The sequence below is a fragment of the Streptomyces sp. NPDC050548 genome, from assembly GCF_044457385.1.
Lineage (GTDB): Bacteria > Actinomycetota > Actinomycetes > Streptomycetales > Streptomycetaceae > Streptomyces.
On the sequence record NZ_JBITGV010000002.1, the window covers coordinates 206,815 to 233,526 of the forward strand.

Below are 26,712 nucleotides of genomic sequence, written 5' to 3' on the forward strand. Positions count from 1 at the left end.
GGGAGTCAGGCCAACCCGATCTGCTGGTTGAAGGTCTGGTTGTCCCAGAAGAGGAACTCCTCGTCCATGACACCGTGCTTGTTCCAGAGCCCGACGGTGACCATGTTGACGGCGAAGCTCCTGCCCGTCGGCTGGACGAAACCGCCCTTCCCGTCCGGCATGGGCCTGGAGAACGTGCCCTTCAGGACTCCGGTCACCGCGGTCAACTCGCCCTTCGCGATGCGGATCGGGTGTTCGCTGACCCGGGTGTCCGGCGCCCAGACGAACTGCCCCTTCAAATCGGCGACATGACGCTCGATGCCGTCCGTGTAGTGGCCGTCGGGCCAGTGCACACGGACGTTCTGGGCATGGCTCTCACCGAGCCGGTCCCACTCCTGGCCGGAGTAGACCTGGAAGTCGAGCTCGTCGAAGGTCTTGAGATTGCGGCACTCGACGGCGGTGAGGTGCCCGGGCCACAGCGACTCCGCCTCCGGGGTCGAGGCCGGGTCGCCGAACAGGCCCGGGTGGCGTTCGGCCGCGGCGGCCAGGTCCGTACCGCCGGCGACCGCGGTCAGGGCCAGCGCGCCGAGCGTGGCGGCACCGCTGTTGCGCAGGAGAGAGCGACGATCCAACATCTTCGGGTCCTTTTCGATGGCGACATCAACAGCCGGATGAGATGTGTTCAAAGTAGGTAGCCGCGGCATGGATCTCCGGCTCAAATCCTGACCTTCTATGGTCAATAACCGACACCGGTGGCGGGTGCGCTGTCAGGCGGGGATGCGCAGCACCGGCTTGACCACTTTTCCGCTCGCCGCGTCGGCGGCGGCCTCGTTGATCCGGTCGGACGGGTAGAAGCGGATCATCCGGTCGAACGGCAGGCGCCCCGCACGGTGGAGACCGACCAGGGTCGGTACGAAGTCGAGCAGGTCGCTGTCGCCCTCGGTGACGCCCCGGACGACGCGCCCGTTGAGCAGGAAGTTGACGTCGAAGGTGCCGTCGGTGCCGACCGGCGGAGCCCCGACCACGGCCGCGGTGCCCCGAACGGCGAGCGAGTCGACGGCCTGCCGCAGCAGAGCGGGAACGCCACTGCTCTCCAGCGCATGGGTCACGCCCCGGCCCGCCGTGATCTCCTTCAGCCGGGCGGCGACGTCCTCCTCCGCGCCGTTGACGACATCGGTCGCCCCCATCTCACGGGCCAGGTCGAGGCGCGAGGGCACGATGTCGACGGCGACGACGCGGGCGGCCGGGGTGGACGCGGCCGCCATGACCGCGGACAGACCCACCGCCCCCGCGCCGAAGACGGCCACCAAATCTCCCGGGCCGGGGCGCAGTTCGTTGAATACGGCGCCCGCGCCGGTCTGCACTCCGCAGCCGATGGGTGCGAGCAGCGCCAACTCGTCCTCGTCGGCGGCCACTACCGGTACGACACTTCGCTCGTCGACCACGGCGTGGTGCGCGAAGGAGGACTGGCCGAAGAAGCGCCCGCCCAGCGGGGTGCCGTCGACGCGGTGGACCGGCGTGCTGCCGTCGGGCCGGGCGCCGCCGAAATTGCGCGCGATGAACGTGTCGCAGTAGCCGGGATGCCCGTGCTCGCAGGCACCGCACCGGCCGCAGGAGCTGAAGGACAGCAGCACCTTGTCACCGGCGGCGACCCGGGTGACGCCGGAGCCGATCGCTTCCACCACGCCGGCCCCCTCGTGGCCGAGGACGGCGGGCAGCGGGGTGTGGAGTTTCCCGTCCCGGACGGCGAGATCGGTATGACAGATGCCCGCGGCCACGATGCGCACGAGGACCTCGTCGGGCCGGGGCGCCTCCAGCCGGACCGTCTCCCAGACGAACGTCCCCGTGCCCGGGTGGACCACGGCGGCTCGCGTTTCGGTCATGGCGGTGCCTTCGTTCCTGTCGATGAGTTGCGGGGGCGGCGTGGCCGCCGGAGCCGAGCGGCGAACGGCGGGCCTCGCGCCGCGCTCTCAACCTATGAGCCACGTCACCGGGGCGAGCCTCGCAATCGCGACGGGGCATGGTCAGAATCCGACAGCATGGGCTGAAGGGCCCGATGATGGGGCGATGAGACGAAGAACGGCCGCCGGACAGGCCTGGGCCTCGCAGCCGGATCCGCTACTGGCCCTCGCCCGGCAGGAGTTGGAGTTCTACGCGCGGGCGTGCGCCCGGGCGAGGTGGCTGCACCACACGACGGAACTCGGCGCTCTCGCCGCCACGTCCGCGACGGTCGTGGCGGCGGGCCTGCACGCACCCGCCTGGCTCACCGCCCTGATCGCGGGCGGCGCCGTCTTCTTCACCGGTATGCGCCAGCTCTTCAGCCCGGGCTCACGCTGGGTCCTGGCCGCACAGGCGCGGGAGGGCCTGCGGCGGGCGATCGACCGCTACCTGCTGCTCCCGCAGACCGACCGCGACGCGAACGCGCGGGCCACGCTTCAGCGCGCGATCGAAGAGGTGGGCACCAGCGAACTACGGGGTTGGGCAGAGGTCCAGGGTCAGCGGGGCGAACCGCCGCTGCCTACGGCAGGCGCCTGAACTCCCGCCCCTACGCCCCGAGTTGCGACCGCAGCCACTCCTCGACCTCGCCCACGTGTGAGGCCGCCGCCGCCCGTGCCGCCTCCGGGTCGCGGGCCACCAACGCCCGGTGGATGGCGGCGTGTTCGCGGCGGGTGCGGGTGAAGGCGCCCTCTTCCTGGTAGCCGCGCCAGACGCGGGCGCGGAACGTGCGGGACGACAGGCCCTCCAGGATCGCGGCCATGGTGTCGTTGCCCGCGGCGGCGGCGATCTCGCGGTGGAAGGCGAGGTCGTGGGCGAGGATCTCCTCGGGGTCGTCGGTGGCGTTCATCGCCGTGAGGTGTTTCTCGACCTCGGCCAGCTGGTCCGGGGTGATGCGGGCGGCGGCCAGGGCGGTCGCCGTCGACTCCAGGATGCGGCGGACCTCCAGGAGTTCCACCAGTCGCGGGCCGCGGGAGAGGTCGGCGACGACACCGAAGGTCTCCAGCAGGTCGCCGGCCTCCAACTGCGTGACGTAGATGCCCGAACCGTGCCGGGCCTCAAGGACGCCCAGCACCGTGAGCGCGCGGATCGCCTCGCGCATCGAGCTGCGGGAGATGCCCAGCTGGGCCGCGAGATCGCGCTCGGTGGGCAGCCGCTGGCCCGGCTCCAGACGCCCCTCGCCGATCAACGCCTTGATCGAGTCGATGGCGCGTTGCGTCACGGTGCCCTTCGGCGGAGCCGTCTCGTCCACGCAATCCTCCACTCACCGGGTGCGCCGCAGTCTAACCGCTCAGGTGGTCCGACCACTACGGCGGAAATCCCGGAAAAACTGCCTCTGCGGGGTGTTGTTTCGGGGAAGTGGTCTGATAAATATGCGGTCATCTGCTCGGACACGCTCAACGAGGAGCCATCAAATGCTCGGCAGGACAGTGGGGACACGCAGCAGGTTGCGCATGGTCGGTGCGGTGGCCGCGGTCACGGGCACCGCGCTCGTGCTCACCGCGTGCGGCAGCACCAAGGACACCGGCGCGAGCAGCGCCGGCGGCAGCAGCGGCACCGGCAAGGTGGGGGTGATCCTGCCCCTGCTGACCTCGCCGTTCTGGCAGTCGTACAACGACTACGTGCCGAAGATGGCGAAGTCCGAAGGCGTCGACGCGCTGAAGACGGTCAACTCCAACAGCGACCCCTCGCAGCAGATCACCGACATCAACAACGAGCTGAACCAGGGCGTCAAGGGCCTGGTCGTCGCCCCGCTGGACAGCGCCGCCATCGAAGCCGGCCTCGACCAGGCGGACCGCAAGGGCGTGCCCGTCGTCGCGGTCGACGTGGCGCCCGACAAGGGCAAGGTCGCGATGGTCGTGCGCGCCGACAACGTCGCCTACGGCGAGAAGGCCTGCGAATACCTCGGGGCGCACATCACCAGCGGCAAGGTCGTGCAGATCATGGGCGACCTGGCGTCCGTCAACGGCCGTGACCGGTCGGAGGCGTTCAGGGACTGCGTCAAGAAGAAGTACCCGAAGCTGAAGGTCCTGGAGATCCCCGCCAAGTGGGAGTCCGACACGGCGGCCTCCAAGCTCGACACGCTCCTCAACGCCAACCCCGACATCAAGGGCATCTACATGCAGGCGGGCGGCGTCTACCTCGCGCCCACCCTGCAGACCCTCAAGTCCAAGGGCATGCTGAAGACGGCGGGCCAGGCCGGGCACATCACGATCGTCTCGAACGACGGCATCCCGCAGGAGTTCGACGCGATCCGTAAGGGCGAGATCGACGCCACCGTCTCCCAACCGGCCGACGCCTACGCCAAGTACGGCATGTACTACATCAAGGCCGCGATGCAGGGGAAGACCTTCAAGCCCGGCCCCACCGACCACGACTCCACGATCGTCAAGCTGCCCAGCGGCATCCTGGAGGACCAGCTGCCCGCGCCCCTGGTCACCAAGGACAACGTCGACGACCCCAAGCTCTGGGGCAACACGGTCAAATGAGCATCGAGAAAAGTCCGTTGACCCCACTCGTCGAGGCGCGGGGCATCGTCAAGCGGTACGGCCCGACCGTCGCCCTCGCCGACGGTCGACTCACCGTGCTGCCGGGCGAGTCCCACGCCCTCGTCGGCCGCAACGGCGCCGGCAAGTCCACCCTCGTCACCGTCCTCACCGGACTCCAGGCCCCCGACGAGGGCACGGTCCGCTTCGACGGCGAGCCCGCGCCCGCGCTCGCCGACCGGGACGCCTGGCGCGCCAAGGTCGCCTGCGTCTATCAACGCCCCACCGTGGTGCCCGAGTTGACGGTCGCCGAGAACCTCTTCATCAACCGTCAGCCGACCTCCCGCGGCGGAGTCATCAGCTGGCGCAGGCTCCGCACCGAGGCCGCCGAACTCCTCGACACCTGGGACGTGCGCGTCGACCCCGAGGCGCGCACCGCCGACCTCAAGGTCGAGGACCGTCAAATGGTGGAGATCGCAAGGGCGTTGAGCTTCGGCGCCCGGTTCATCGTCCTCGACGAACCGACCGCCCAGCTCGACAACCGGGAGATCGAACGGCTCTTCACCCGCATGCGGGCGCTCCAGGAGTCCGGCGTCACCTTCCTGTTCATCTCGCACCACCTCCAGGAGGTGTACGAGGTGTGCCAGACGGTCACCGTGCTCCGCGACGCCCGCTGGATCACCACCGCACCGGTCGCCGACCTCCCGCGCCGCGCCCTGGTGGAGGCCATGGCGGGGGAGTCGATCGCCGAACTGGAGGTGGAGCTGCGGGAGTTGGACGACGCGGCACCCGTCCTGCTCGACGCACGAGGGCTCACCTCCGAGTCGTACGAGAACGTCGACCTCACGGTCCGCCGCGGCGAGGTCGTCGGACTCGCCGGGTCGAGCGGCAGCGGCAAGATCGAGCTGGCCGAGTCCTTCACCGGGCTGTACACGCCGACCGGCGGTACGGCTCAACTCGACGGCGAGAAGCTGCCGTTCGGAGATGTGCAGGCCGCGCTGAAAGCCGGTGTCGGCTGCGTCCCGCGCGACCGCCACGGCCAAGGCCTGGTCTTCGGAATGTCCATCGGCGACAACGCCACCATGACCGTCCTGGACCGGCTCGGCCGCTTCGGGTTCGTCGGCACCGACCGCAAGCGCGGCTTCGCCACCGAGCTGATCGACCGCCTCGACATCCACGCCGAGGGCCCCGACCAGCCCGTCTCCGACCTGTCCGGCGGCAACGCGCAGAAGGTCGTCATGGCCCGCGCGCTCGCCTCCGACCCCAGGCTGCTGGTGCTCATCAACCCCACGGCGGGCGTCGACGTGAAGTCCAAGGAGTCGCTGCTCACCCGCATGGACAGCGCCCGCGACGACGGCACCGCCGTGCTCGTCGTCTCCGACGAACTTGACGACCTGCGGCGCTGCGACCGCGTCCTCGTCCTCTTCCACGGCCGTGTCGTCGCCGAGCACCCGGCGGGCTGGCGCGACCACGAGCTGATCGCCTCCATCGAAGGAGTGGACCATGGCTGACACCAAGGCGGCCCCGCCGCTCGCCGCCCCACGCACCACCGGGACGGCCTCGGCCCGCACGGTCCTGCTCCGCCGGGCCCGTGAACTCGCCCTCGTACCGGCCCTGTTGGTGCTCCTGGTGCTCGGCGCGATCGTCAACGACTCGTTCCTCACCGAGCGGAACCTGATCTCCATCCTCGGCGCCTCCGCCGCGCTCGCGATGGTGGTCCTGGCAGAGTCGTTGATCCTCATCACCGGCAAGATCGACCTGTCGCTGGAGTCGGTGGTCGGCATCGCGCCCGCGATCGGCGCCCTGCTGGTCCTGCCGTCCGCCGAGTCCGGCTGGGGCACGGAGTGGTCGGCACCGCTCGCCCTCGTCGCGATCCTCGTCGTGGGCGGGATCATCGGCGCCTTCAACGGCGTCCTCGTGGTGAAGTTCAAGCTCAACGCCTTCATCGTCACCCTCGCCATGCTGATCGTGCTGCGCGGACTGCTGGTCGGCGCCACCAAGGGCAAGACGCTGTTCGGGATGCCCGACTCCTTCTTCACCCTGGCCACCAGCACCTTCCTCAGCGTCCCGATGTCGGTGTGGCTGGCGGCGGTCTGCTTCGCGGTCGCCGGGTTCGTGCTGAAGTACCACCGCGTCGGCCGTGCCCTGTACGCGATCGGCGGCAACCAGGAGGCGGCCCGCGCGGCCGGTATCCGCGTCGACCGGATGCTCCTCGGGGTGTCGATCGTGGCCGGCGTGCTCGCCTCGGTGGGCGGGATCATGCAGACCGGCTATGTCGGCGCGATCAGCGCCAACCAGGGCAACAACATGATCTTCACCGTGATGGCGGCGGCGGTCATCGGCGGCATCAGCCTCGACGGCGGCAAGGGCACCATGTTCGGCGCCCTGACCGGCGTACTCCTCCTGGGAGTCGTGCAGAACCTGCTCACCCTCGCCCAGGTCCCGTCCTTCTGGATCCAGGCCATCTACGGCGGGATCATCCTGGTCGCCCTCATGATCGCCCGCGTCACCACCGGCCGCGCCCAGGACTGACCCTCCGGCTTCCGGCACCCGCACGGCACCGGATCTCTGTACCCGACCGAAAGGCCTTCCGTGTCACCGATCCCCGGCCCGTCCGCTCGCGTCACCGCGGTCGACACCTACGACATCCGTTTTCCCACCTCGCGCGAACTCGACGGTTCCGACGCGATGAACCCGGACCCCGACTACTCGGCGGCCTACGTCGTCCTGCGCACCGACGCGGCCGACGGGCACGAGGGGCACGGATTCAGCTTCACCATCGGGCGGGGCAACGAAGTCCAGGTCGCCGCGATCCACGCGCTGCGGGACCATGTGATCGGCCGGTCCGTCGACGAACTGTGCGCGGACCCGGGGACGTTGAACCGCGACCTGATCGGCGACAGCCAACTCCGCTGGCTGGGGCCCGAGAAGGGCGTGATGCACATGGCGATCGGCGCCGTGGTCAACGCGGCCTGGGACCTCACCGCCAAGCGCGCGGGCAAGCCCCTCTGGCAGCTCCTCGCCGACGCCGACCCCGAATGGCTCGTCAGCCAGATCGACTTCAGGTACATCACCGACGCCCTCACCCCGGACGAGGCCCTGGACATCCTGCGGCGAGGCAGGGCGGGCGCCGAGGAGCGCCGAACCCGCCTTCTGCAGACGGGATTTCCCGCCTACACCACCTCCGCCGGCTGGCTCGGCTACGACGACGAGAAGCTCACCCGGCTCGCCGTGCAGGCCGTCCGGGACGGCTTCCGGCAGATCAAGCTGAAGGTCGGCGCCGACCTCGACGACGACATCCGCCGCTGCCGCGTGGCCCGTTCGGCCGTCGGCCCGGACATCAGGATGGCGATCGACGCCAACCAGCGCTGGAACGTGGACGAGGCGATCCGCTGGACCAAGGCCCTCGCCGAGTTCGACCCGTACTGGATCGAGGAACCCACCAGCCCCGACGACGTCCTCGGCCACGCCGCCATCCGCGCCGCCGTGGCCCCGGTGAAGGTCGCGACCGGCGAACACGTCCAGAACCGCGTCGTGTTCAAGCAGCTGCTCCAGGCCGGCGCCCTCGACATCCTCCAGATAGACGCGGCCCGCGTCGGCGGAGTCAACGAGAACCTCGCGATCCTGCTGCTCGCCGCCAAGTTCGGAGTGCCCGTCTGCCCGCACGCGGGCGGCGTCGGACTGTGCGAACTCGTCCAGCACCTCTCGATGTTCGACTACCTCGCCGTCTCCGGCACCACCGACGACCGCGTCATCGAGTACGTGGATCATCTGCACGACCACTTCCTCGATCCGGTGGTGATCCGCGAAGGTCACTACATGGCACCCAGCACACCCGGCTTCTCGGCCACCATGCGGCCCGAGTCCATCGCGCGTTACACGTTCCCCGGCGGCACCTTCTGGGCCGCCGACCTCGACACCCAGAAGGGACACGCGGCATGACCGACTTCGAGGGCCTCAAGGCCCTGGTCACCGGCGGAGCCTCCGGCATCGGCCGGGCCACCGCCGAACTCCTCGCCGAGCGGGGCGCGTCGGTCGCCGTCCTCGACCTGGACCCGAGCAGTGTCGAGAAGCCGCTGCTCGGCTACCGCGCCGACGTCACCGACGACGCCTCCGTACGGCAGGCCGTCGCGTCCGCCGTCGCCGACCTCGGCGGACTCGACATCGTCGTGAACAACGCGGGCATCGGCGCCCAGGGCACCGTCGAGGACAACGACGACGACGAGTGGCACCGTGTCCTGGACGCCAACGTCGTCGGCATGGTCCGCGTCACCCGCGCCGCACTCCCGCATCTGCGCGCGTCCTCCCACGCGGCGATCGTCAACACCTGCTCCATCGCCGCCACCGCCGGACTTCCCCAACGCGCCCTCTACAGCGCCACCAAGGGCGCCGTGCAGTCCCTCACCCTCGCCATGGCCGCCGACCACCTGCGCGAAGGGGTCCGCGTCAACTGCGTCAACCCCGGTACGGCGGACACCCCTTGGGTCGGCCGCCTCCTCGACTCGGCCACCGACCCGGCCGCCGAACGCGCCGCCCTGGCCGCCCGCCAGCCCTCCGGCCGGCTCGTCTCGGCGGCCGAAGTCGCCGGCGCCATCGCCTACTTGGCGAGCCCGCTGTCCGGCGCCACCACCGGCACCTCGCTCGCCGTGGACGGCGGCATGCAGGGCCTGCGCCTGAGGCCGGTGGGCCAATGAGTACCCTCGGCGGCAGCGGGGTCGAGGTGGGCGGTCTCGGTCTCGGCGCCGCCCCGCTGGGCAACCTGTTCACCGAGGTCGCCGACGAGCAGGCGTACCAGGCCGTCAACGCGGCCTGGCAGCAGGGCATTCGCTACTTCGACACCGCACCCCACTACGGCATCGGCCTCTCCGAGCGCCGCCTCGGCGCCGCGCTGCGCGACCGTCCGCGCGCGGAGTACACGATCTCCACCAAGGTCGGCCGCCGCCTCGACCCCGTGGAGACGGTGACAGGGGACGACCTCGCCAACGGCTTCGCCGTGCCCGCCACCAGCCGCCGCATCTGGGACTTCACCGCCGACGGGATCCGACGCACCCTGGACGCCAGCCTGGAACGGCTCGGCCTCGACCACGTCGACATCGTCTACCTCCACGACCCCGACGACCACGCCGACCAGGTCTTCCGCGAGGGCTATCCCGCCCTGGAGAAGCTCCGCGCCGAAGGCGTCGTAGGCGCCATCGGCGCGGGCATGAACCAGGCCGGGATGCTCACCCGCTTCATCCAGGACACGGACGTGGACGTGGTGCTGTGCGCCGGGCGCTACACGCTGCTCGACCAGAGCGCCCTCGCCGAACTCCTCCCGTCCGCCGTCGCACGCGGAAAGTCGGTCGTCATCGGCGGCGCCTTCAACTCCGGCCTGCTGGCGGACCCGAAGCCGGACGCGACCTACAACTACGCCCAGACACCGGCCGAGTTGCTGGACCGGGCGCTCCGCATGAAGGAGGCGGCCGAGCGGCACGGCACGACCCTGCGCGCCGCCGCCCTGGCGTTCTGCGCCGCGCACCCGGCCGTGGCGAGCGTCCTGGTCGGCGCCCGCTCCGAGGCCGAAGTCCGGGACTGCGCCGAGCAGTTCGCCGCCAAGGTGCCGGGTGCGTTCTGGCAGGAGCTGCGGGACACGGGGCTGCTGTCCGCCGATACCCCGGTCCCGACAGGGGAGTCGTCATGAGAGTGGCCCTTCACACCAAGGTGCGCGCCGACCGTATCGACGCGTACGAGAGCGCCCACCGCGAGGTCCCCAAGGAACTCACCGCCGCGATCCGGGCCGCCGGCACCACCTCCTGGACGATCTGGCGCAGCGGCACCGACCTCTTCCACGTCCTGGAGTGCGCCGACTACGCCCGCCTGCTGGCCGAGCTGGACCAGCTCCCGGTGAACGTCGCCTGGCAGGCCCGCATGGCCCAACTCCTGGACGTGGTGCACGACTACACGAGCGAGGGCGCCGACGCCGGCCTGCCCGTCGTATGGGAGCTGCCATGACCGTCGACGCGCACCACCACGTCTGGGACCTCTCCGTCCGCGACCAGGACTGGATCACCGGCCCCGAACTCCAGCCGATCCGCCGCGACTTCACCGTCAGCGACCTCGAACCCGAGGCGCGCGCCGCCGGCGTCGACCGGACCGTCCTCGTCCAGACGATCACCGTCGCCGAGGAGACCCCGGAGTTCCTCGTCCTCGCCGACACGCACGACCTCGTCGCCGGAGTCGTCGGCTGGACCGACCTCACCCGCCCCGACATCGCCGACGAACTGGCCCGCCTGCGCGACCTCCCCGGCGGCCACTACCTGAAGGGCATCCGCCACCAGGTACAGGGCGAGCCCGACCCGAACTGGCTGCTGCGCCCCGACGTCCGCCGCGGCCTCGCCGCAGTGGCCGAAGCGGGGCTCGTCTACGACCTGCTCGTGCTGCCCCACCAGTTCCCGGCCAGCGTCCAGGCAGCCGCGTCCCTGCCCCAACTCACCTTCGTCCTCGACCACTTGGGCAAACCGCCCGTCGCCTCGGGCCGGCTGGAGCCGTGGGAGTCGGCCCTGCGCTCCCTCGCCGCACTCCCCAACACCCACTGCAAACTGTCCGGCCTGGTCACGGAGGCCGACTGGAAGACCTGGAGCACCCAGGACCTGCGCCCCTACACGGACGTCGCGCTCGACGCCTTCGGGCCGGACCGGCTGATGTTCGGCTCCGACTGGCCGGTGTGCACCCTGGCGGCGAGCTACGGCGAAGTCGCCGCCGCGACAGTCGAGTTGACCGACGGACTCAGCGCGGCGGAACGCGCCGAGATCTTCGAAGGCACGGCGACCCGCGTCTACGGCCTCTGAATCGCCTCTGCCAGCCTGGTCGGAGGGAAATACTCCCGCACGAACGTCCGCTCCCAGCAGGCGCCCGTCTCCCTCAACTCCCGCCAGGTCGTGTAGCGGTAGCGGAAGAGACGGGCCCGGACGTAACGCGGGGGCGTGTCCGGCGGGAACGGCGAGCGGCGCAGCAGTCGTAGCGTGTCCCGGTCGTTCTCCAGGAGCCGTTCCATCAGCGCGCCGAACCACGGTTCGGCGTAGCCGGGGGAGAGTGCCGCGAACCACATCATCCAGTCCAGCCGCAGATGGTAGGGCGCGAACTGGCGCGGCCAGTGGCGCGGTTGGCCCGGCTTGCCCCTGAACTCGTACTCCCGCCAGTCGGAGTCCTCGCGCGGGACGGGGTCCGTCGTGCCCTCGATCACCACCTCGTGGCGGATGCGGCTGACGTTGCCGAACGCGCCGTAGGTGTTGACCAGATGGAGCGGGTCGAAGGAACGGTTCATGGTCTGGTGGCGGGAGAGCATGTTGCGGACCGGGCGGTGGCTGAGCCACAGCAGCAAGGCGGCGACGGCCAGGACCACGACCTCGTACCAGAGGGGAGGAGGGGCGAGGGCGGGCGACGGCTCCGTGTACGGGAGTCGGACGGCCGAGAGGGCCAGCGCGATGGTGATCCAGTTCAGCCAGGCGAAGTTGCCGGACAGGACCAGCCACAGCTGAGTGGCGATCATCAGGGACGCGGCGGCCGTCGCGACCGGCTGCGGGGTGAACAGCAGGACGGGCACGGCGAGTTGGGTGAGGTGGTTGGCGGCGACCTCGATCCGGTGCAGCGGGCGGGGGAGGTGGTGGAAGAACCAGCTCAGCGGGCCCGGCATCGGCTGTGTCTCGTGGTGGAAGTCCAGGCAGGTCAGCTTCCGCCAGCACGCGTCACCGCGCAGCTTGATCAGGCCCGCGCCGAACTCGACCCGGAACAGGACCCAGCGCAGCAGGAACAGCACCACGATCGGGGGCGCCACCTTGTCGTTGCCGAGGAGGACGGCCAGGAAACCGACCTCCAGCAGCAGCGACTCCCAGCCGAACGCGTACCAGGTCTGGCCGACGTTGACGATCGACAGATACAGCGCCCACGGCACCAGCCACATCAACATCCCGCCCCAGAGCGGGAGTTCGGAGTCGAGCCCGGCGGCCAGCGCCACCGACGCCGCGCAGCCGGTCCACGCGCAGACCGCGAAGAAGCGGTCGGTGTAGTGGAGTTGGAAGAGGCTCGGGGCCCGCCCGAACGGCATCCGGCGGACGAACCGGGGGACCGGCAGCATGCCGCGCTCACCGATCAGCGCACGGAACTGCAGCGCCGCCGTGAGGAACGCGACCAGATAGACACCGGCCAGGGCCCGCTGGAAGACCAGCCGGCTCAGCCAGTAGTCGGGTGCGGTGAACCATCCCACGACCGTGTACTCCTCCCTCCATCGTCACACCTCGTTCGACCGTCACTCTGTGTCTTCCATGTCTCCGGTTGCGTAACCCAAGCGGGTGAAGCAGACAATAGTGGCGAATCACCCGGCTTGAGGCGGGAGAACACGGTGCGCACATCGACCGGAACCATCGCCACGGCCTGCGCGCTCTCGGCGGCGCTCCTCGTCGCCGGCTGCGGCGGCGACGGCGCCCAAGGCATGAAGTCGAGCGGCAAGGCCACGAAGTCGACCGGCGAGGTGTTCCTGCAGCCCGTCGCGGCCCAGGGCCCCGACCCCTTCACGGACTCCACGGCCACCGCGCCGAGTGCCCCGCCACGGGTCACCCGAACACCGCAGCCGACGCCCACGCGGCCCGCGCCGTCCTGGCCGACGCCCACACGGACGGCTTTCCCCGCGCACACGCAGGCCGTCTCCGGCGCCACACCCGGCCTCTACGGCGGCACGGCGCGGAGCGGCAGCTGCGATGTCGAGCGGCAGATCGCGTATCTCACCCGCGACCAGGCCAAGGCCAGTGCCTTCGCGCAGGCCGAGGGGATCTCCCGGAGCGCGATTCCCGGCTATCTGCGCGGGCTGACCTCGGTCGTGCTGCGCGCCGACACCCAGGTCACCAACCACGGGTTCCGTGACGCGCGGGTGACCGGTTTCCAGTCGGTCCTCCAGGCCGGTACCGCCGTCCTCGTCGACAACCGGGGCGTGCCCCGCGTGCGCTGCGCCTGCGGCAACCCGCTCAAGGCCGGCGTGGCCGGCGGGAACTCCGGCAGCGGCGGGCGGGGCTGGTCCGGGTACCGGCCCGCCGAGGTGGTCGTGGTGACTCCGGCGCCGCATGTGATCACCAACATCACGATCATCAACGTCGTCGACAACACCTGGATCGAACGGCCCCTCGGTCATCGCGGGCCGCACCACGACCACGTCGTACCGCCGCCGGTCCATGTGCCGCCGACCCGGCCCGGCACCACGCCGGCCCCGCACGGAAGCATGTCTCCGCGCCCGCACGACCCGCGCCCGCACGACAGCGGGTCCATCAGCCCGTCCAGCGGGACGAGCACCTCGCCGGGCACCTCACCGAGCCCTTCGTCGAGTACCTCGCCGGGCCGGTCGCCGGACCCCTCGCTGAGCGTCGCCCCGAGCACGTCCCCGAGCGACGAGAGCGCGTCCCCCGGTGACGGCCGGAGCACCGCACCGGACAAGCCCACCACCGGCTGCGCACCCCCGACCGTCACCGTCACCCCGGGCGCGACCGGTGTCACGGGCTGCCCCACGGCCACCGTCTCGGCCGCCCCGAGGACGGTCGCGCCCCGACCCTCCCAGGACCCCGGCTCCCCGGACGGGATCGGTCCGCCGACCGTCCCGGAGACCACCCTCGGCATCCTCGACAGCCCCACGGGCGTCTTCACCGGCTGACGGCGCCCGGAGCCGCCGTAGCGAGGTGGCCGTAGCGCTCGGACAAGGTGAAGAATCCGGTAAATCCTGGCAAGGTGGGCCGCATGGTTGATCGGGGAGCGAGCGCCCTGTCACTCCCGGACGACTGGCCCGCCCACCCGGACCCGATCCTGGCGCTCAACCGCATGGGCAGCTTCGACTGGGACCTGGACAACGGCCTGTTCCACATGGACGCCCAGGCCCACGAGGTCTTCGACCTGCGCCCCGACGAATACGACGGACGCCCCGAGACCCTGGCGATCCGGGTGCCACCTCCCGAGGGCTACCGGCTCGACGGTCTCGTCTCCCAGGCGATGAAGGACGGCAGCGAGAACTACGGCGCCTACTTCCGCATGCGGCTGCGCGACGGCACCCTGCGCTGGACCCACACCCAGGGCTACATCCGGCGCGACGAGACGGGCCGCCCGCGCCGGATCATCGGCATCGTCCGGGACGCCACCCAGGAACTCGCCGAGAACGCGGCCCGCCGTGAACAGGCCGCCCTGGACGCGGCCCGGCGCGACCAGACCAACGTCGTCCAGCTCACCACCGCCGCCCTCGCGCACGCCCGTACCGTCCAGGACGTCATCGACGTCCTCCAGGACACCCACGGCCTCGTCCACCTCGGCGCGACCAGACTGGTCATGGGGCTGGTGGAGGCCGGCCGGATCCGCCTGGTCGCCGAGGGCAGCGTCGTACCCGGCAAGGAGGTCCTCCGGATCGACGAGCCGTACCCGATGACGGAGGTCGTACGGACGCTCAGCCCGGCGTTCATCGAGTCGCCCGAGGAGTTCGCCGAGCGGTACCCGCTGCTGTGGCCGCACATCGCCGGACTGCACATCACCGCGGGCGCCTATCTGCCGCTGATCGCCCAGGCCCGGCCGATCGGCACGATGGGCCTGCTCTACAGCGACCGCCGCGGTTTCTCGGCGGAGGAGCGCAATGTGCTCGTCGCGCTGGGCAGCAGCATCGCGCAGAGCCTGCAGCGCGCCATGTTCTACGAGCAGGAGAAGGACCTCGCCCAGGGCCTCCAGCAGGCCATGCTGCCGCGGGCCATCCCGAGCGTGCCGGGCGCCGACGTCGCGGTCCGCTACCGGTCCGCGAAGCTCGGGCGGGACATCGGCGGCGACTGGTACGACCTGATCCCGCTGCCCGGCGGACGGGTCGGCGCGGTCATCGGCGACGTCCAGGGCCACGACACGCACGCCGCCGCCGTCATGGGGCAGCTGCGGATCGTCCTCAAGGCGTACGCCGCCGAGGGACACACCCCGGCCACCGTGATGGCCCGCGCCTCCGTCTTCCTGCACGAACTCGACACGGACCGCTTCGCCACCTGCCTCTACGCCGAGGCCGACCTGTCCACCGGAGTGGTCCAGGTGGTCCGGGCCGGTCATATCGACCCGCTGGTACGGCAGTTGGACGGGACCTGCCGACGGATGCCCGTCGTGGGCGGGCTGCCGCTCGGTCTGTCCGCGGAGTTCGGGCGGCTCGAATATCCCGTGTCCACCCTCGAACTCGACCCCGGCCAGACCCTGGTGCTGTGCACCGACGGCCTCGTCGAACAGCCCGGCGCGGATCTCGACGACGGACTCCAGACCCTCATGGCCCTCATCGCCTCCGGCCCCGACGACGTACGCGACCTCGCCGACCTGCTCATCGACGTGGCCGAGGAACGTGGCGGCGAGGACGACGTGGCGCTGCTCCTGCTGCGCCGCCGCGGCCTCGACGCCCCGCGCTCGGGCGGCCGGCTCCAGCAGCATGTGGCGCCCGGCGACTCCGAGGCCCTCACCCAGGCCCGGCACATGATCCGGGCCGCCGTCCGGGCCTGGGGCGGGCGCGAACGCGCCGACGAGGTCGAACTCGTCGCCGACGAGCTGATCACCAACGCCCTGATGCACACCGAGGGCTCCGCGATCGTCACCCTCAGGGTCCTCACCGGCCCCGACCGCCGGCTGCGCGTCGAGGTCGAGGACTCCTCCAGCGCCCTCCCACGCCGCCGCGAAGCGGGCGAGGACGGCGTCTCCGGGCGCGGTCTCCTCCTCGTCGACCTGCTCACGGACGTGTGGGGCGTGGAGGCGCGGGGCAGCGGCAAGTGCGTGTGGTGCGAGTTCGTGATCCCGGACCGGAGCTGACCCCACGCGCCGCTGATGGCACCCTGGACGTATGCCGGAACTTCCCGAGGTCGAAGCGCTGAAGGACTTCCTGACCGAACACCTCGTCGGCCACGAGATCGTACGGGTGCTGCCCGTCGCCATCAGCGTCCTGAAGACGTACGACCCTCCGCCCACCGCGCTGGAGGGACACGAGGTGGTGGCCGTGCACCGGTACGGCAAGTTCCTGGACGTCGAGACGGACGGCGGCCCGCACTTCGTGACCCACCTGGCCCGCGCGGGCTGGCTGCACTGGAAGGACCGCCTCCCGGACGGGCCGCCCCGCCCCGGCAAGGGCCCGCTCGCCCTCCGGGTGGCCCTGGAGACAGGCGAGGGCTTCGATCTCACGGAGGCCGGCACCCAGAAGCGCCTGGCGGTGTACGTCGTGGCGGACCCGCAGTCCGTCCCGGGTATCGCCCGCCTCGGCCCCGACCCGCTGGCCGACGACTTCGACGAGCCGCGCTTCGCCGGACTCCTCAAGGACGAACGCCGGCAGCTCAAGGGCGCGCTGCGCGACCAGACCCTGATCGCCGGGGTGGGCAACGCGTACAGCGACGAGATCCTGCACGCGGCGAAGATGTCCCCGTTCAAGCTCGCGTCGTCACTGACGGCGGCTCAGACGCACACCCTCTACGAGGCCCTGCGCAGCACACTCACCGAGGCCGTCGAACGCTCCCGGGGCGTGGCCGCGGGCCGCCTGAAGGCGGAGAAGAAGAGCGGCCTGCGCGTCCACGGCCGGACCGGCCAGACCTGCCCGGTCTGCGGCGACACCATCCGCGAGGTGTCCTTCAGCGACTCGTCCCTCCAGTACTGCCCCACCTGCCAGACGGGCGGCAAGCCGCTCGCGGACCGCAGGTTGTCGCGACTGCTGAAGTAGGCGCGCCAACCGGCTCCCGCAGTGCGGGACTTCAGTGGGACATGAGCCGGACCAGTTGCCCGCCGTCGGCCGTCCGGACGTCGTAGTGGTCGATCTCGTCGGGGTGCATCGCCGCGCCGCCCTGCATCGTGATCATCGTGGCGTCGTGCGCGGGAACGTTCCAACTGGTCACGACCTGCTCGGAACCGTCCTTGCCGACGACCACGAGGCGACAGGAGCGGGGGCCCGCGCCGTCCTTGATCTTGAGGGACACATCACTGCCGTAGTTCTCGTTCGCGGACGTGACCTGTGCCCAGACGCCCGACTTGGCGTCGGTCGCGGTGAGTTGCACGGTCCCGTCGCCGCCCCCGGCGAACGTCGCCACCGCGGGGCCGCCCACGGCCAGTACCACCGAGGCGGCCACGGCGTAGAGAAAACGCCGCCGTCCGGCCCGTTGACGGGCGGACACCTCGCCGAGCAACCGGTCGAGCAGCCGGGGCCCGGGTTGCGCCATGGGGTGCACGTAGCGCGGCGTCGCACGCCGGTACAGCATCAACTGCCGTGAGGCGGGACCGAATTCGGTCACATGAGCCGCGCAGCTGGTGCACTCCATGAGGTGATCCTCGAAGCGGAAGGCCTCCGCCTCGTCCAGCACGCCGAGCGCGTACGCGCCGACGTCGCGATGCCTTTCCAGGGACCTCATGACGAATCCTCGTGCCGTTAGGTGCGGGTGGGGTTACTCCTTGCTCCCATCGGTACGCACCAGCCCGTCGAATCACTCAAGGCGCACACAGAATCGCCATCACGAATTCGTAGCGGTCGAACCCGTGGATTGGTCCCTGTTTCAAAAAAGATGGATGGCGAGATGGCCGAGCGGCAGACCCAGCTGCCAGGCGGGCGTCCAGACCTTCGGCCCGTCGTCCTCACCGGTCACCGGACCGCCTCCCGGCACCGCGTCCAGATCGGGCGCGAGCAGCTCGGTCTCCTCCAGCCAGCGCCAGGCGTTCTCCGCCAGCGCGAGGTCCGGTGCGTCGACGCCGGCCTCGACCGCCTCCGCCGTCAACTTGGACATACGTTCCTGGACCCAGTCCTGCCACGGCTGGTCGTACGCCGTGAGCGAAAGCCAGGTCTCAAGTTGGGTGACCACCCTGATACCGGACAATTCACCGTCCGTGTCGGCGAGGAAGATGGTCAGCGCCAGCGCGTCCCGTCCGGCGCGGAACTCGAAGGACGTCGGTGGCATCAGGTCGCCGGTCCGCAGCAGTTCGTCGGCGATGTACTCGGCGTACAACCAGGCCATGGGGACGGTGAGTTCACCGCCGCCGGTGCCGTCCGTGCTCTCTTGACCTCTGTGCAGCATCCCTTCCTGCCTTCCTCCGGTGCGTGCGCGTCGCCCGGCCCGAGGCTCCGTCAGGAACCCCCGAGCCCCCCAGTCCGGAACACGGATGAGGACAGCCGATTACTCAACCGGGGTCCTGAGCAAGGCGCTTTACGGAGGTTTGACTAAGGAGTTGGTTTCACCGCAGGTCGGCCGCATAGCCGGGAAGCACCCGGCGCAGGGCGCGGAGCGCGTAATAGGCACGGGACTTCACCGTACCGGGCGGAATCCCGAGGGCCGCCGCGGCCTCCGCCACACTCGCCCCCTGGAAGTACACGAGCACCAGGACTTCACGGTGCTCCGGAGTGAGAGTCTTCACAGCCTCCCGCACATCGAGCGTCGCCGCCGACCGTTCCGCGTGATCGGCACAGACGCGCGCGTTCTCCAGCACCGCGTCCCCGACCTCGGGCGGTCGCGCCTGCCGGGCCCGCCGCGCGTCGATGGCGAGCCGCCGGCCCACCGTCAGCAGCCAGGGCCGTACGGACTCGAAGTCGTCGGCGCGCAGGGCCTCGGGGTGCTGCCAGGCCCGTACCAGGGTCTCCTGGACGAGGTCCTCGGCGCGCTGGCGGTCGCCGTCGCAGAGCCGGAGCAGCAGTGCGAACAGCGGCCTGCCGTGCTCGCGCTGCAGTGCGGCGAGCTCGTGCTCGGCGGTCGTTCCGTGGGTGAGCGTGGGTCCGGCCGTCATGGCCGTATGGCATCGCAGCGTGCGGCCCGGGGACAGGGCGCGCGCAGGGGGCTGCGGCGGACGGTCGATCGCGTCGACGAACGGTGCGACGAACGGTCCGCGCCGGCCGGTGATCCCCCACACGCGCACACCGGACGGGTCATGAGGGGCCCGAAGTCGTTTGCGGGGGCGCTGAGGTTCATACCTATCGGTGGGTAAATATGACCACAGTGGGGTGAATTGATGATCGCACGCAGACGACAGGTGGCCGTCGCCCTGGTCGGCATTCTCGCCGCGGCCGCCGCCTGCCAGGCCCAGCACCACGACCCGAAGGCCGCCGGCCGCCCGGCACCCCCCGCCGCCCGCGGCTTCACCCTCGTCGCCGCCGGCGGCATCCTCCCGCACAGTGCCGTCCTCGACCGCGCCCGCTTCGACGCGGGCGGCACCGGCTACGACTTCGCGCCGATGCTCTCCGGCGTCCAACCCCTCGTCTCCCGGGCCGACCTGGCGCTCTGTCATATCGAGACGGCCTACGGCGACCGCACCGGCGCCCCGTTCTTCGACTCCCCGCCGGAGGGGGCCCGGGCCCTCGCCGCGACCGGCTACGACAGCTGCTCCACCGCCTCCGACCACAGCCTGGACGACGGCCCCTTCGGCATCCAGCACACCCTCGACACCCTCGACGGCGCCGGAGTACGGCACGCGGGAACGGCGCGCGGCGACGCCGAGGCGCGCACGGTCACACTGCTGCGCGCCGGTCCCGCGAAGGTCGCCCACCTCGCCTACACCGCCGGCACGAACGGCGTTCCGCTCCCGGCCGGCGAGCCCTGGTCCGTCAACCTCCTCGACCCCGCCCGCATCCTCGCCGACGCCCGCGAGGCCCGGCGTGCGGGCGCCGACGTGGTCGTCGTCTCCCTGCGCTGGGGCACACCGGGCCAGGACGCGCCCGACCCGCAACAGGTCGCGCTGGCCGGGGAACTGACCGCCGCCCGCACCGCCGGCCGCCCCGACATCGACCTGATCCTCGGCACCCACGCCCGCACCCCGCAGGCGTACGAGAAGGTCAACGGCACCTGGGTGGTCTACGGGCTCGGCGACCAGGTCACCGGCGAGATGTTCGACAACGCGGGCACCCAGGACCCCGGCGGCAACACGAGCACCCTCGCCCGCTTCACCTTCGTGCCGCCCGTCCGGTCCGGCGCGCGGTGGGAGGTGGCCAGGGCGGAGTTCGTTCCGCAGCTGTTCGACGTCGACGCGGGCCGGGTCGTCGACGTCAACCGGGCGATCGACCAGGGCGCCGAACTGACCGCCGACCGCGACCGCGTCCGCGAGCTGGTGCTGAGCCGGGGCGCGGCGAAGGACGGGCTGGTGATGGGGAAGTAGCGGACGGTCAGTCCTCGTCCACGTCCACATGGTCGAAGGTCTTGAGGATCTCGGTGAGCACCCGCACGCACGCGCGGACCTCGGCGTCGGTCAGATCGCCGCCGACCTGACGGTTCAGGGAGTGCTCGCGGCCGAGGACGGACGTGATGACGGACCGGCCCTCCTCGGTGAGCCGGATCAGTGAGGACCGCTGGTGTGCGGGGTTGGGTGTGACCTTCACCCAGTCGTGGGCCGCGGCCTCGTTGACCATGCGCTGCATGAACTGCCGGCTCAGGGCCAGGGTCCGGCCCATCTGGGGCACCGTCATGGGCCCGTGCTGTCGCAGCAGGTCCAGTACGGCGCGCACGCCGACGGAGACCCCTTCGACCGGTTCGCCCTGCTCGACCTTGCGCAGGGCGCGCCGGTAGAGCGGGCCGACGAGGTCGAACACCTCGGTGAGGCGGTGGCCGAGTTCGTCGGGGGACAGGGGAGCGGAGTCGTTCACGGGCCCATCATGACACCTGGGTTGCCAACCTTCTTCAAAGATGACACCTTGGTTGTCATGACAGCTGCTTCGGAACTGAGCTTCTTCGCATCTGCCGACGGGGACCTCGCCTACCGTGACGTGGGCACCGGCGACCCCGTGGTCCTCCTCCACTCCGGCTTCGCCGACCACCGCGTCTTCGACGACCAGATACCGGTCCTCGCCCGCGACTTCCGCGTCATCGCCCCGGACATCCGCGGCCACGGCTTCTCGGCCAACGCGAGCAGGCCGTTCCGCTGGGCCGACGACCTCGGCGCACTCCTGCACCACCTCGACCTCGGGCCCGCCGTCCTGGTCGGCCTGTGCATGGGCGCGGCCGTCGCCACCGACACCGCGCTGGAACACCCCGAACCGGTCCGGGCGATCGTCGTCTCCGGCGCCGGCACCAGCGCGTTCGAGTACACCGACCCCCAGCTGCTCGAACGCCAGGCCCGCGTCGGGCAGTTGCTCGCCGCCGGTGACTTCACGGGCTGGCTCGACCACTTCACCGAAGGCGTGGCGGGCCCGCACCGCGAGGTGGCCGACGTCGACCCGTCCGTCATCCGGCGCCTGCGCGAACTGACCACCCACACGCTCGCCAAGCACACACCGGGCGAGCGCGACTGGTACGTCCCGCTGGGCGACCCGTGGCCCCGCGTCCCGAAACTCGACGTCCCGGTCCTCGCGATCAACGGCGCCCTCGACTGGCCCGACAGCCTCGCCATGGCGAACCGCTTCACCGACACGGTCCAAAACGGCCGCTCGACCACGATCGGGGGCGCCGCCCACTACCCGAACATGGAGAAGCCCGGGGAGTTCAACGCGATCCTCCTGGACTTCCTGCACTCCCTCTGACGGCGCCCTACGGCACCACCGTCACCGGCCACCGCCCCGCCTTCACCAACCGCACCGCGACCGAACCGACGATGCGGTGGCCGGCCTGTTCGGAGGCGCCGACGATGACCGCATCGGCCTTCAGCTCGTCGGCGGCCTTCACCAGGCCGCCGTAGGGGTCGCCGCGGAACGTGTGGAACTCCCAGCGGATGTCGAATATCCCCTTCACCCGCTCGGTCTCGTGCCGGATCTGGGCGACCAGGTCCTCGGCGATCTCGTCGGTCGTCTCGGCTACCGGCGCCCCCACGGCCGCGCCCGCCGCCAGCACCGGCTGCACGTACACGAGGGCGAGCAGCGCGTGCTGCCGCCGGGCCAGACCGGCGGCATAGGCCGCGGCCCGCAACGAGGAATCGGAGCCGTCCACCCCGACCACGATGACCTTCGGCCCGTCCGTGCCCCGCTCGAACTGAGTTGGATGCTGTTCCGTCACGGCTGGCAGGCTATCGGAACCCGCAGGTCCCGAACCTGCCCGGGGAGCTCTCGACGGGCGCGGTGACCGCCCTGTTCCTACAGTCGGAAGCATGACTGCCACCGTGGAGGCGCCCGGGTCCAAGGACACCAAGGCTCCGGTACGGCCGCCCGGCCACGGCTTCCTCAGCAGGGTGCCGGAGGGCTTCGCGACCTTCTTCGGCGCCCTCGGCCTGCTCTGTGTGCTGCTGGCCTTCATCGCCCCGCTGCGCCGCGTCCTGCGCCCCGTGGTCCGCTTCCTCGACCTCCTCATCGTCCCCGTCAGCGCCAACCTCGCCTACGCGGTCTTCCTCTTCCTGCTGGCCGCCGCGACCGCCGCCCGCAAGAAGATCGCCTGGTGGCTGGTCGTCGTCTATCTGGGCCTGCTCGTCCTGACCGACGTCCTGGGCGTGGCCCTCGGCCTGTACGCCGAGTCCCTCCCGTCCCTGATCGTCTGCGCCCTGCTGCTGGTCCTGCTGATCGTCGCCCGCGGGCAGTTCTACGCCGCCTCCCGCCGCGCGGCCGTACGCCGGGCCCTCGCCGTCCTGTTCGCCGGACTCGCCGTCGCGATCCTCGCCGGCTGGGGACTGGTCTCCTTGTTCCCCGGCACGCTCCCCGAGAGCCAGCACCTGGGCTGGGCCGCCGACCGGGTCTGCGGCGGACTGGTCTCCGGCCGCTCCTTCGACGGCCGCCCGCCCCGCGCCCTGTTCTTCCTCCTCGGCCTCTTCGGCGCGCTCGCCCTCCTCAACGCGGCCACCGTCCTCTTCCGCTCCCAGCGCCTCGAAGCGGCCCTGCACGGAGACGAGGAGGACCGCATCCGCGCCCTCCTGAAGGCCTACGGCGGCCAGGACTCGCTCGGCTACTTCGCCACCCGGCGCGACAAGGCCGTCGTCTTCTCACCCAGCGGCAAGGCCGCCGTCACCTACCGCGTCGAGGCCGGTGTCTGTCTCGCCAGCGGCGACCCGGTCGGCGACCGCGAGGCCTGGCCGCACGCCATCGCCGCCTGGCTCGACCTGGCCCGCCGCCACGCCTGGGCCCCCGCGGTGATGGGCGCCTCCGAGGAGGGCGCAAGGGCCTTCGCCCGCGCGGGACTTGGTGCCCTTCAACTCGGCGACGAGGCCGTCCTGCACGTCGCCGACTTCGACCTCGCGGGACGCGACATGCGCGTCACCCGCCAGGCCGTGGGCCGAGTCCGCCGTGCCGGTGCCACCTGCCGCATCCGCCGTCACGCCACCCTCACCGACGCGGAGATGGAGGAGGTCGTCGACCGTGCCGACGCCTGGCGCGACACCGAGACCGAACGCGGCTTCTCCATGGCCCTGGACCGCCTCGGCGACCCGGCCGACGGCGACTGCCTCCTCGTCGAAGCCCTGGGCGAGGACGGCAAGTTGCTCGCCCTGCTCTCCCTCGTCCCCTGGGGCAGCGACGGCGTCTCCCTCGACCTGATGCGCCGGGACCGCACCGCGCCCAACGGCGTGATGGAGTTCATGGTCGCCGAACTCTGCGCCACCGCACCGAAGTTGGGCGTCCACCGGATCTCCCTCAACTTCGCCGTGTTCCGCTCGGCCTTCGAGGAGGGCGCCCGCATCGGCGCGGGCCCGGTCCTGCGTCTGTGGCGCCGCCTGCTGCTGTTCTTCTCCAAGTGGTGGCAACTGGAGGCCCTTTACCGCTCCAACGCCAAGTACCACCCCGAGTGGTACCCCCGCTTCATCTGCTACGGCGAGACCGCCTCCCTGGCCCGCATCAGCCTCGCCTCCGGCATCGCCGAGGGCTTTGTCTCCGTACCGTCGCTGCGCCAACTCTGGGGAAAGGGGCACCCGAAGAGTGGACAGCGGCCCGCGACGACCGCAGGGCTGCCGTCCTTGTCGGCGCTCGGCCTCGCCGGAGGGGACGAGGCCGGGACCGACGGCCCGGACAGCGGCCTGCCCGAACAGGTCCGCGTCCGGCACCGCACCCTCGACCGCCTGATCGCCACCGGTACCGACCCCTACCCGGTCGGCGTCCCACCGCGCACCCACACCCTCGCCGAGATCCGCACGGGGGACCAAGTCACCGTCGCCGGACGGGTGATGAGGGTCCGCGACCTCGGCGGCATCGTCTTCCTCACCCTGCGCGACTGGTCCGGCGACCACCAACTCGCCCTCACCCGAGCCGAGTCGGGCCCCGACCTCGACCGCTTCACCGCCGACACCGACATCGGCGACCACATCACCGCCACCGGCCGCGCGGGCACCAGCGACAAGGGCGAACCCACCGTCTTCGTCACCTCCTGGCAGCTCACCGGCAAGTGCCTGCGCCCCCTGCCCGACAAACGCCGCGGCCTCACCGACCCCGAGGCCAAGGTCCGCATGCGCTACCTCGACCTGGTCGCCAGCCCCGCCGCACGCGACGTGGTCCGCGCCCGCTCCACCGCCGTACAGGCCCTGCGCCAGGGCCTGTTGGAGCGCGGCTACCTGGAGGTCGAGACCCCGATGCTCCAGCAGATCCACGGCGGCGCCAACGCCCGCCCCTTCACCACCCACATCAACGCCTACGACCTCGACCTCTATCTGCGCATCGCCCCCGAGCTGTACCTCAAACGCCTCTGCGTCGGCGGCCTGGAGAAGGTCTTCGAGATGGGCCGCACCTTCCGCAACGAGGGCGTCTCCTACAAGCACAACCCCGAGTTCACGATGCTGGAGGCCTACCAGGCGTACGCCGACTACGACGTGATGCTCGACCTCGCCCGCGAACTGATCCAGGGCGCGGCCACCGCCGCCTTCGGCTTGCCCGTCGCGCGCAAGGACGGCGAGGAGTACGACATCTCGGGCCCCTGGCCGGTCAAGACCGTCTACGGCGCGATCTCCGAGGCGCTGGGGGAGCCGGTCGACGCCGACACCGAACTGCCCGCCCTGCACCGGCTCTGCGACCGGGCCAAGGTGCCGTACGGCGTCGACGACCCGCGCGGGGACGTCGTACTGGAGATGTACGAACGACTCGTGGAGGAGCCGACCCGGCTGCCCACCTTCTACAAGGACTTCCCGACCGACGTCTCCCCGCTCACCCGGCAGCACCGCACCGACCCGCGGCTCGCCGAACGCTGGGACCTCGTCGCCTTCGGCACCGAACTCGGCACCGCCTACTCCGAACTGACCGACCCCGTCGAACAGCGCCGCCGCCTCACCGCCCAGTCGCTGCTGGCCGCCGGGGGAGACCCCGAGGCGATGGAGCTCGACGAGGACTTCCTCGACGCCCTCGAATACGCGATGCCGCCCACCGGGGGACTCGGCATCGGCGTGGACCGACTGGTCATGTTCCTCACGGGTCTGACGATCCGTGAGACGCTGCCGTTCCCCCTCGTCCGGCGCCGCTGAGCGCGCGAACGCTGGGCCGGGCGGGTGTTTTCCTGCCGCCGCACCGGTGTTGCCGTGGGGCGGCGGTCTCCTGCCGGGCGACTGATGAGTCATGAAGAAGGATCAGTCGCTCACGCGCCGACGGGCCCTGCTCGCCGGCGCCGCCGCCGTCGGGGCGGCCGGCACCGCCGGCCTGCTGTACTCCGGACTCTCGGACGACGCCCCCGTCCGGGCCGCCGCTCCCGCCGCCGGGCCCCCACCGCGCCTCGCGCGCAAGCCCTCCTCCTACCGCCTCCAGCCCGTGGCCGGATACGGCGCACCCCACACCACCCTCGCCCACGTCCCGGTACGGCACGAACCCTTCCTGCGCATGTCCGGGCGCGGCAACACCATGGTGCTCACCTTCGACGACGGACCCGACCCCCGCTACACCCCGCACATCCTGGACACCCTCGCCGAGTACGACGTCCGCGCCACGTTCTTCGTGTGCGGCGAGATGGCCGACTGGAACCGCGACATCCTGGGCCGGATGTCCGACGAGGGCCACGTCGTCGGCAACCACACCTGGTCGCACCCCCTGCTGACCAAGCTGACCCGCGGTCAGATCCGCTCCGAGATGGAACGCACCAGCGATGTCATCGAGGACGCCTACGGGGAACGACCCCTGTGGTTCCGCGCGCCCTACGGCGCCTGGAACCGGGCCGCCTTCCAACTCGGCTCCGAGATGGGCATGGAACCCCTCGCGTGGACCGTCGACACCCTCGACTGGAACACACCCGGCACCCGCCACATCGTCAACGCGGTCGAGGACGGCGCCGCCCCCGGCGTCGTGGTGCTCTCGCACGACGCCGGGGGCGACCGTTCCCAGAGTGTGAAGGCGCTGCGCGAATATCTGCCGCACCTGCTCGACTCCGGCTATCACATGACGCTGCCGCGCCGCCGGACCAGTTGACGG

General features: G+C 71.1%; 25 protein-coding genes. 16 read left to right on the forward strand and 9 right to left on the reverse strand.

All coding sequences use genetic code 11. The features are described 5' to 3' along the window. Positions 1 to 5: 5 nt before the first annotated feature. Positions 6 to 614, reverse strand: a complete 609-nt coding sequence (locus ACIBJH_RS06760) for an ester cyclase (RefSeq protein ID WP_399115765.1) — start codon at positions 612 to 614, stop codon at positions 6 to 8. A gap of 132 nt (positions 615 to 746) precedes the next feature. Next, positions 747 to 1,862, reverse strand: a complete 1,116-nt coding sequence (locus tag ACIBJH_RS06765; protein ID WP_399115766.1) for an NAD(P)-dependent alcohol dehydrogenase — start codon at positions 1,860 to 1,862, stop codon at positions 747 to 749. Positions 1,863 to 2,046: 184 nt separating this feature from the next. Here ACIBJH_RS06765 and ACIBJH_RS06770 point away from each other — a divergent pair, with 184 nt between their 5' ends. Then, the gene (locus ACIBJH_RS06770; RefSeq protein WP_399115767.1) at positions 2,047 to 2,514 is read left to right on the forward strand and encodes a DUF4231 domain-containing protein; all 468 of its coding nucleotides are present in this window, start codon (positions 2,047 to 2,049) and stop codon (positions 2,512 to 2,514) included. Positions 2,515 to 2,524: 10 nt separating this feature from the next. Here the strand turns inward: ACIBJH_RS06770 and ACIBJH_RS06775 are convergent, their stop codons facing one another. Further along, on the reverse strand, positions 2,525 to 3,226 hold the full coding sequence (locus ACIBJH_RS06775; RefSeq protein WP_019068307.1) for a FadR/GntR family transcriptional regulator: 702 nt from the start codon (positions 3,224 to 3,226) through the stop codon (positions 2,525 to 2,527). A gap of 163 nt (positions 3,227 to 3,389) precedes the next feature. Between ACIBJH_RS06775 and ACIBJH_RS06780 the strand changes: the two genes are divergently transcribed. Genes ACIBJH_RS06780 through ACIBJH_RS06815 form a run of 8 tightly spaced genes read left to right on the forward strand, consistent with a single transcriptional unit; the run spans position 3,390 to position 11,287 of the window. Next, positions 3,390 to 4,463, forward strand: coding sequence for a sugar ABC transporter substrate-binding protein (locus ACIBJH_RS06780; RefSeq protein ID WP_399115768.1), 1,074 nt, complete (start codon positions 3,390 to 3,392; stop codon positions 4,461 to 4,463). Beyond that, complete coding sequence (locus ACIBJH_RS06785) at positions 4,460 to 5,971, forward strand: sugar ABC transporter ATP-binding protein (RefSeq protein WP_399115769.1); 1,512 nt, start codon at positions 4,460 to 4,462, stop codon at positions 5,969 to 5,971. Before ACIBJH_RS06780 ends, ACIBJH_RS06785 begins: the two co-directional genes overlap by 4 nt. Beyond that, a complete protein-coding gene (locus tag ACIBJH_RS06790; protein ID WP_399115770.1) occupies positions 5,964 to 6,992 on the forward strand; it encodes an ABC transporter permease in 1,029 nt (342 codons plus the stop codon). The genes ACIBJH_RS06785 and ACIBJH_RS06790 overlap by 8 nt, the downstream gene beginning before the upstream one ends. A gap of 60 nt (positions 6,993 to 7,052) precedes the next feature. Continuing rightward, on the forward strand, positions 7,053 to 8,402 hold the full coding sequence (locus ACIBJH_RS06795; RefSeq protein WP_399115771.1) for an L-fuconate dehydratase: 1,350 nt from the start codon (positions 7,053 to 7,055) through the stop codon (positions 8,400 to 8,402). Further along, on the forward strand, positions 8,399 to 9,154 hold the full coding sequence (locus tag ACIBJH_RS06800; RefSeq protein WP_399115772.1) for an SDR family NAD(P)-dependent oxidoreductase: 756 nt from the start codon (positions 8,399 to 8,401) through the stop codon (positions 9,152 to 9,154). Before ACIBJH_RS06795 ends, ACIBJH_RS06800 begins: the two co-directional genes overlap by 4 nt. After that, entirely contained in the window at positions 9,151 to 10,140 is a 990-nt protein-coding gene (locus ACIBJH_RS06805; RefSeq protein WP_399115773.1) for an aldo/keto reductase, read from the forward strand. Before ACIBJH_RS06800 ends, ACIBJH_RS06805 begins: the two co-directional genes overlap by 4 nt. Beyond that, on the forward strand, positions 10,137 to 10,451 hold the full coding sequence (locus ACIBJH_RS06810; protein ID WP_399115774.1) for an L-rhamnose mutarotase: 315 nt from the start codon (positions 10,137 to 10,139) through the stop codon (positions 10,449 to 10,451). Before ACIBJH_RS06805 ends, ACIBJH_RS06810 begins: the two co-directional genes overlap by 4 nt. Then, entirely contained in the window at positions 10,448 to 11,287 is an 840-nt protein-coding gene (locus ACIBJH_RS06815) for an amidohydrolase family protein (RefSeq protein WP_399115775.1), read from the forward strand. Before ACIBJH_RS06810 ends, ACIBJH_RS06815 begins: the two co-directional genes overlap by 4 nt. On the opposite strand, the gene ACIBJH_RS06820 is transcribed toward ACIBJH_RS06815, so the two are convergent. Beyond that, complete coding sequence (locus ACIBJH_RS06820) at positions 11,275 to 12,702, reverse strand: lipase maturation factor family protein (protein WP_399115776.1); 1,428 nt, start codon at positions 12,700 to 12,702, stop codon at positions 11,275 to 11,277. The genes ACIBJH_RS06815 and ACIBJH_RS06820 overlap by 13 nt on opposite strands. Positions 12,703 to 12,837: 135 nt before the next feature. Between ACIBJH_RS06820 and ACIBJH_RS06825 the strand changes: the two genes are divergently transcribed. The 3 genes from ACIBJH_RS06825 to ACIBJH_RS06835 all read left to right on the forward strand — a co-directional run bounded on the left by ACIBJH_RS06825 (position 12,838) and on the right by ACIBJH_RS06835 (position 17,178). Beyond that, positions 12,838 to 14,133, forward strand: coding sequence for a DUF6777 domain-containing protein (locus ACIBJH_RS06825; RefSeq protein WP_399115777.1), 1,296 nt, complete (start codon positions 12,838 to 12,840; stop codon positions 14,131 to 14,133). 83 nt (positions 14,134 to 14,216) lie between these two features. Then, positions 14,217 to 16,283 carry a SpoIIE family protein phosphatase gene (locus tag ACIBJH_RS06830; RefSeq protein ID WP_399115778.1) on the forward strand — a complete coding sequence of 689 codons (2,067 nt, stop codon included), beginning with the start codon at positions 14,217 to 14,219 and terminating at the stop codon, positions 16,281 to 16,283. A gap of 31 nt (positions 16,284 to 16,314) precedes the next feature. Then, on the forward strand, positions 16,315 to 17,178 hold the full coding sequence (locus ACIBJH_RS06835) for an Fpg/Nei family DNA glycosylase (protein WP_399115779.1): 864 nt from the start codon (positions 16,315 to 16,317) through the stop codon (positions 17,176 to 17,178). 31 nt (positions 17,179 to 17,209) lie between these two features. Here the strand turns inward: ACIBJH_RS06835 and ACIBJH_RS06840 are convergent, their stop codons facing one another. From ACIBJH_RS06840 to ACIBJH_RS06850, 3 genes are all read right to left on the reverse strand, one after another. Further along, on the reverse strand, positions 17,210 to 17,860 hold the full coding sequence (locus ACIBJH_RS06840; protein ID WP_399115780.1) for a zf-HC2 domain-containing protein: 651 nt from the start codon (positions 17,858 to 17,860) through the stop codon (positions 17,210 to 17,212). Positions 17,861 to 18,001: 141 nt separating this feature from the next. Beyond that, positions 18,002 to 18,517: a hypothetical protein gene (locus tag ACIBJH_RS06845; protein ID WP_399115781.1), complete on the reverse strand. Its 516-nt coding sequence runs from the start codon at positions 18,515 to 18,517 to the stop codon at positions 18,002 to 18,004. 157 nt (positions 18,518 to 18,674) lie between these two features. Further along, entirely contained in the window at positions 18,675 to 19,220 is a 546-nt protein-coding gene (locus ACIBJH_RS06850; RefSeq protein ID WP_093623629.1) for a sigma-70 family RNA polymerase sigma factor, read from the reverse strand. Positions 19,221 to 19,442: 222 nt separating this feature from the next. Between ACIBJH_RS06850 and ACIBJH_RS06855 the strand changes: the two genes are divergently transcribed. Further along, a complete protein-coding gene (locus ACIBJH_RS06855; protein WP_399115782.1) occupies positions 19,443 to 20,582 on the forward strand; it encodes a CapA family protein in 1,140 nt (379 codons plus the stop codon). Positions 20,583 to 20,589: 7 nt separating this feature from the next. Here ACIBJH_RS06855 and ACIBJH_RS06860 read toward each other — a convergent pair whose 3' ends face one another. Continuing rightward, positions 20,590 to 21,066 (reverse strand): MarR family winged helix-turn-helix transcriptional regulator, encoded by a 477-nt coding sequence (locus tag ACIBJH_RS06860; RefSeq protein WP_399115783.1) that lies wholly within the window; start codon positions 21,064 to 21,066, stop codon positions 20,590 to 20,592. A 57-nt stretch (positions 21,067 to 21,123) separates the two neighbouring features. On the opposite strand from ACIBJH_RS06860, the gene ACIBJH_RS06865 reads away from it, so the two are divergent. Beyond that, positions 21,124 to 21,939 carry an alpha/beta fold hydrolase gene (locus ACIBJH_RS06865; RefSeq protein WP_399115784.1) on the forward strand — a complete coding sequence of 272 codons (816 nt, stop codon included), beginning with the start codon at positions 21,124 to 21,126 and terminating at the stop codon, positions 21,937 to 21,939. A 7-nt stretch (positions 21,940 to 21,946) separates the two neighbouring features. On the opposite strand, the gene ACIBJH_RS06870 is transcribed toward ACIBJH_RS06865, so the two are convergent. Continuing rightward, entirely contained in the window at positions 21,947 to 22,408 is a 462-nt protein-coding gene (locus ACIBJH_RS06870; protein WP_399115785.1) for a universal stress protein, read from the reverse strand. A 91-nt stretch (positions 22,409 to 22,499) separates the two neighbouring features. Between ACIBJH_RS06870 and lysX the strand changes: the two genes are divergently transcribed. Both lysX and ACIBJH_RS06880 read left to right on the forward strand, forming a co-directional pair. After that, positions 22,500 to 25,778 carry a bifunctional lysylphosphatidylglycerol synthetase/lysine--tRNA ligase LysX gene (gene lysX, locus ACIBJH_RS06875; protein ID WP_399115786.1) on the forward strand — a complete coding sequence of 1,093 codons (3,279 nt, stop codon included), beginning with the start codon at positions 22,500 to 22,502 and terminating at the stop codon, positions 25,776 to 25,778. A gap of 91 nt (positions 25,779 to 25,869) precedes the next feature. Continuing rightward, the gene (locus tag ACIBJH_RS06880) at positions 25,870 to 26,709 is read left to right on the forward strand and encodes a polysaccharide deacetylase family protein (protein ID WP_399115787.1); all 840 of its coding nucleotides are present in this window, start codon (positions 25,870 to 25,872) and stop codon (positions 26,707 to 26,709) included. The last annotated feature ends 3 nt before the right edge of the window (positions 26,710 to 26,712 follow it).